This window comes from Rhizorhabdus sp., assembly GCF_018006725.1.
Lineage (GTDB): Bacteria > Pseudomonadota > Alphaproteobacteria > Sphingomonadales > Sphingomonadaceae > Rhizorhabdus.
Genome location: NZ_JAGMXV010000301.1, coordinates 1 through 4,938 on the forward strand (window position 1 = coordinate 1; position 4,938 = coordinate 4,938).

6 protein-coding genes and 1 pseudogene are annotated in these 4,938 nt (G+C 60.9%); all 7 read right to left on the bottom strand.

Going from position 1 to position 4,938, the window contains the following annotated elements; genetic code table 11:
* Nucleotides 1-397: pseudogene (locus tag KAY22_RS24485) on the bottom strand (conjugal transfer protein TrbE); the annotation flags it as partial.
* A gap of 10 nt (nt 398-407) precedes the next feature.
* Complete coding sequence (locus KAY22_RS24490; protein WP_006018730.1) at nt 408-671, bottom strand: VirB3 family type IV secretion system protein; 264 nt, start codon at nt 669-671, stop codon at nt 408-410.
* Nucleotides 671-994 carry a TrbC/VirB2 family protein gene (locus KAY22_RS24495; protein ID WP_296625751.1) on the bottom strand — a complete coding sequence of 108 codons (324 nt, stop codon included), beginning with the start codon at nt 992-994 and terminating at the stop codon, nt 671-673. The genes KAY22_RS24490 and KAY22_RS24495 overlap by 1 nt, the downstream gene beginning before the upstream one ends.
* Nucleotide 995: 1 nt before the next feature.
* The gene (gene trbB / locus KAY22_RS24500; protein WP_296625753.1) at nt 996-1,910 is read right to left on the bottom strand and encodes a P-type conjugative transfer ATPase TrbB; all 915 of its coding nucleotides are present in this window, start codon (nt 1,908-1,910) and stop codon (nt 996-998) included.
* Nucleotides 1,911-2,138: 228 nt separating this feature from the next.
* Complete coding sequence (locus KAY22_RS24505; RefSeq protein ID WP_006018727.1) at nt 2,139-3,467, bottom strand: MFS transporter; 1,329 nt, start codon at nt 3,465-3,467, stop codon at nt 2,139-2,141.
* A gap of 133 nt (nt 3,468-3,600) precedes the next feature.
* Entirely contained in the window at nt 3,601-4,026 is a 426-nt protein-coding gene (locus KAY22_RS24510) for a CopG family transcriptional regulator (RefSeq protein WP_006018726.1), read from the bottom strand.
* A gap of 6 nt (nt 4,027-4,032) precedes the next feature.
* The coding region (locus tag KAY22_RS24515) for a type IV secretory system conjugative DNA transfer family protein (RefSeq protein ID WP_296625752.1) at nt 4,033-4,938 on the bottom strand (906 nt) is incomplete at its 5' end.

Sequence of the window (4,938 nt, forward strand, 5' to 3'; positions counted from 1 at the left end):
CCGCTCCCTCCTCCGGCGGCAGATAGAGGAAGGTCAGGAAATAACTGGACTCGTAGTGGGCACCTGCCTCCTCGAATTGCGCTCTGCGTTCGGCATCGACCAGCGCAGACGCGACATCCGGAAAGGTGTTTGGAGGATAAGCGCCCGCAGAATGACGCTGCGCCTCAACGAACACGGCCCAGCCGGATCCGAGGCGGCGCAAGGCGTTGTTCAGACGACCGGCGACGGCAACGAGTTCGGCCGGCACCGCGCTGTCGAGGTCAGGTCCCCGGAACTTTGCTGTCCGTTGGAAAGAACCATCCTTGTTCAGGATGATTCCCTCGTCGACGAGAGCTGCCCAGGGCAGGAAGTCGGCGAGACGCGCGTTGGAATGACGATATTCGGCAAGGTTCATCATGGCGGAGCGCTCAGGTGTTGAGGTGGCTGGGAATGCGCAGATGTCGGCGCACGACATCGACAAATGCGGGATCGCGCTTGGCGGCCCAGACGGCGGCCATGTGGCCGATGAACCAGAGGATGAGACCCGCGATCCAGAGCCGCAATCCAAGTCCAAGGGCCGCAGCAAGCGTGCCGTTCACGATCGCGACGGACCGCGGCGCGCCGCCCATCAGAATCGGCTCAGTGAGTGCGCGGTGAACGGGCACGACAAAACCTGTGACCGGTTCATCCATCAAACCACCACGCCGCCGCCGAAGGAGAAGAACGATAGGAAGAAGCTCGAGGCGGCAAATGCGATCGACAGGCCGAACACGATCTGGATCAGCCGGCGGAAACCACCCGACGAATCCCCGAACGCGAGCGTGAGCCCGGTCACGACGATGATGATGACCGCGATGATCTTGGCAACCGGACCTTCAACCGATTGCAGGATCTGATTGAGCGGCTGCTCCCATGGCATATTCGAACCAGCGGCCCATGCCGGCGCCGCCGCCAAAAGCACCGTGCCGAAGGCGGCCACCGATGCACCTCGAAGAAAACGAATTTGCTGAGGCATGTCAGTCTCCTGCTGTTGAAAGGCTGTAGTCGCCGGCAGCTCCAAGCCCCCGGACGAGCGCGAGCTCAACGAGGCGACGATCAGCGCCACGCCCCGCCAGCACGGCGATAACGTTGATGGTCTCGGCGATCAGGGCACGCGGAACCGTGATGACGGCTTCCTGAATGAGTTGCTCAAGCCGCCGCAGGGCACCGAGCGCGGTACCAGCATGAATGGTCCCGATGCCACCGGGATGCCCGGTACCCCAGGCCTTGAGCAGATCGAGGGCTTCGGCACCGCGGACCTCGCCGACCGGAATACGGTCAGGACGCAGTCGCAGCGAGGAGCGAACGAGGTCCGATAGCGTCGCCACGCCATCGTTGGTACGCAAAGCGACAAGGTTGGGCGCTGTGCACTGCAGTTCGCGCGTATCTTCGATCAGCACGACCCGATCGGCAGTCTTTGCCACTTCGGCCAGGAGCGCATTTGTCAGAGTCGTCTTGCCGGTCGACGTTCCCCCGGCGACGAGGATGTTCTTCCGTGCGGCGACCGCGCTCTTCAGGATCTCGGCCTGCTCCGAGGTCATGATTTCCTTGGCGACGTAATCGTCGAGGGTAAACACCGCGACCGCTGGCTTGCGGATAGCAAAGGCCGGGGCGGCAACGACCGGAGGCAAAAGGCCTTCGAAGCGCTCACCAGTTCCAGGCAGTTCTGCCGAAACCCGTGGCGCCCCGGCATGCACCTCCGCACCTACGTGGTGCGCTACCAGGCGAACAATGCGCTCGCCATCCGCTGCGGAGAGAGTTTCGCCTGTGTCGATCAAGCCACTCGACAGCCTGTCGATCCACAACCGCCCATCCGGATTGAGCATCACCTCGATGATCGCTTCATCTTCGAGGTAGCCGGCAATCGCTGTGCCAAGCGCACTACGAAGCATGCGCGCGCCGCGCGAATTCGCTTCCGATTGAATGGAATGGCTTGGCACCGTCGTCCCCACCCAGTGAGAGCGTCCGCAAAGGGCCCTCAGATGGGATGATTAGAAAAAGCACCTATGGAGTTGGCGCAACAAGCGCTTTCGGTGATCGTAGACTGGCGTAGAAAAAGGAAGACTGAGAACTGATATTGGACTCCTGCTCAATCGTACCAGTCCGCTAAGAGCTATCGCTCACCACTCCGCGCCGTCGTCCGCGGGTATCAGGATGGGCGAATTCTCGTACAAGCCGACCGACTTGACACCATTGGAAACAGAGGCTGGCGTGGAGCGGGAAGTTAAACTCATCCATGAAGCGCAGACTCTACGCCAAGGCAGCGCGAACCAGACCAAGGCTGCGATCTGCAGCGCTACGTTGAGGCCGAACGCGACCTGATAGGCCTGGACGGACCTATGGCCATCGATCGTGTGCCATTGCTCCAGGATCAGGCCTGTCGCGTATTGTGCCAGAAATGCCCAACCAAAGTGCAGGACGTTCAAGACGCCGTTGGCACGACCAGCAAGCTCCGGCGGAAAGTAATCCGCTATTACCGCGAAGCTGACCACGGTTGCCGTTCCGGCAATTGCGACAACCGACCAGGGCAGGATGGACGGCAGGGGCGCTCGCAAGATCAAGGCTGAATCGGCTGCGATGAACAGCACTGCAACCACCACTAATATAGCCTCCGCTCCGATTCCTTTGCGTTTGATGTAATGGACGGCCATACCGAACAACCAGGCACCGCCGCTTAGTACGACGGACATTGTAAACAGCTGTCTGACGAGACTTGTGCGATCAAGCCTCTCCACGTCGATCAGCCACGGTGATGCCCACAGCCCCTGCAGAGACCAGGCTGATCCGACGCAAGTCGCCGACAACGGGGCCATTCGCCAGAAGCGCCGATCGCTGAAAACGGAGCTAAGAGTGGCGCAGGCTGCTGATGGGACAATGCCCCGCTCGGGAACCACGACATAGATGAAAATGGCCGTCGCGCCGGTCGCCGCCGCTAGGATCTCAAAGAGCTGCCGCCAGCTCATCCAAGCGAGTAGGTATTCTACGGGAACCGTAGCGGTCACCGCTCCTAGCGATCCCAGCATGATCATGTAGCCGTTAAGCAAGGCAACTCGTTCTCTGGGGAACCAAAGGACGATCGACTTCAGTCCTGCGGTCAACGCCGCCGCCACGCCAAGCCCGATCATTGCACGCGCGATCAAAAGCGACAGGAAACCGGTCGATATCGCGAAGAGTCCGGCGCCCGCTGCGGCTAGCAAGAGCAGAACACTCTGGACGCGACGCGGACCAAAGCGATCCAACAATATACCGACAGGGATCTGAGCCGCCGCGAATATCAGGAAATAGACTGACGTAAGCAACCCGAGGTCGGCAGTCCCGAGCGCGGTATCCGAGCTGAGATGACTGGCGATCAAAGCGTTGATCGTTCGATACAGATACGAAAGATAGTATCCAGCAGCAAACGGGAGAAAAACGCGCGAGATGAGACGCCATGTCCCGGAAATTTGCATGCTGGCCCTCTTGCTGTCAGCTCGTGCGAGCCGATAGCGCGACCAGCTTTTCGTCAGTTCGGGTAAATCCCTGCGGTCGTAGGGTGGCGTAGAATAAGAAGGATCCGCGAAATGGTCTGTCTACGTGGCTCTCTCAAGTTTCTTCGGCCGGTTCCTGACGACCGATGTCTTCTGGAATCTCCCGGAGAAAGCTTTGCCCCTTTTGCAAACGGCGCCCGAGTGCTTCGACAAATCCTTCAAAACGATCCCTGCCCTTTGCCTGCGCGGCAGCCTGTGCGTCGTTGGGTAGCGGCGGCGTGATCGTCAGCCAAAAGCGGATGAAGAGCGCCAAGCTTTCGGCCGTCAAGCCCACGTCGCGTTCCAGCCGCTGCATCTGGCGCGACAGCCGATCGAGGCGCCGGGTAAACGCCGCTTCTCGCCTGTCCGCTCCATCCGGGGACAGAAACGAAACAACTGCCGCTTCCACGATCGCCGACCGAGAAAGTCTTTTGCGATCGGCGAGCTCTGAGATCTGTTTCAGCAGTTCTGGCGGGAAGTAGACGTTCATCCGGTCGCGCATAATGCCTCAGAGCTCCATACCGTCATTCGGGTCCATGGCGACCTGACGCGCAACGCCGCGCATCTGCTGGCGTATGAGCCGGGACTGGCGGACCCCATCCTCGTCATCGTCAAGAACGGCGGCAAATTCTTCTGCCGGCGTCGGTTCGGTCGTCTCCTTGGCGATCGCGACGTGATCGGGGAGTTCGGGCTCGCGACGGAGTCCGCTGTTCGCCGTGTCTTCCTCGACCTCCGCGGCTTTGTCAGTTGGACCCGCCGTCGGCTTCAATGGTCCTAGCGCTGACCAACCGTCCGTTCTCGATGATCGGCCGGCGCTCGCCGGATTTGGCGGCGGCAGAACCCGCTCGGTGAACCGCCTATCCTCGTAGTAGCGAACTTTCTTCGCCCGGATCGGCGGCGTACCCGCCACCATGACGATCTCGTCCATCGGTGGAAGCTGCATGACCTCGCCCGGGGTCAAGAGAGGTCTGGCCGTCTCCTGCCGCGAGACCATCAAGTGCCCCAACCACGGGTTCAATCTATGGCCGGCATAGTTTTTCATGGCCCGCATCTCGGTCGCGGTCCCGAGCGCGTCCGATACCCGCTTGGCGGTCCGCTCGTCGTTGGTCGCGAAGCTGACGCGGACGTGACAGTTGTCGAGGATGGCGTTGTTAGGCCCGTAGGCCTTCTCGATCTGGTTGAGCGACTGCGCGATCAAGAAGCTCTTGATGCCGTACCCCGCCATGAAGGCGAGCGCAGACTCGAAGAAATCCAGCCGCCCCAGCGCCGGGAACTCGTCGAGCATCATTAGCACTCGATGCCGACGGTCGCGGGCGTGTAGATCCTCGGTCAGGCGCCGGCCGATCTGGTTCAGCACCAGACGGATCAGCGGCTTGGTCCGAGAAATATCCGACGGCGGCACCACGAGGTAAAG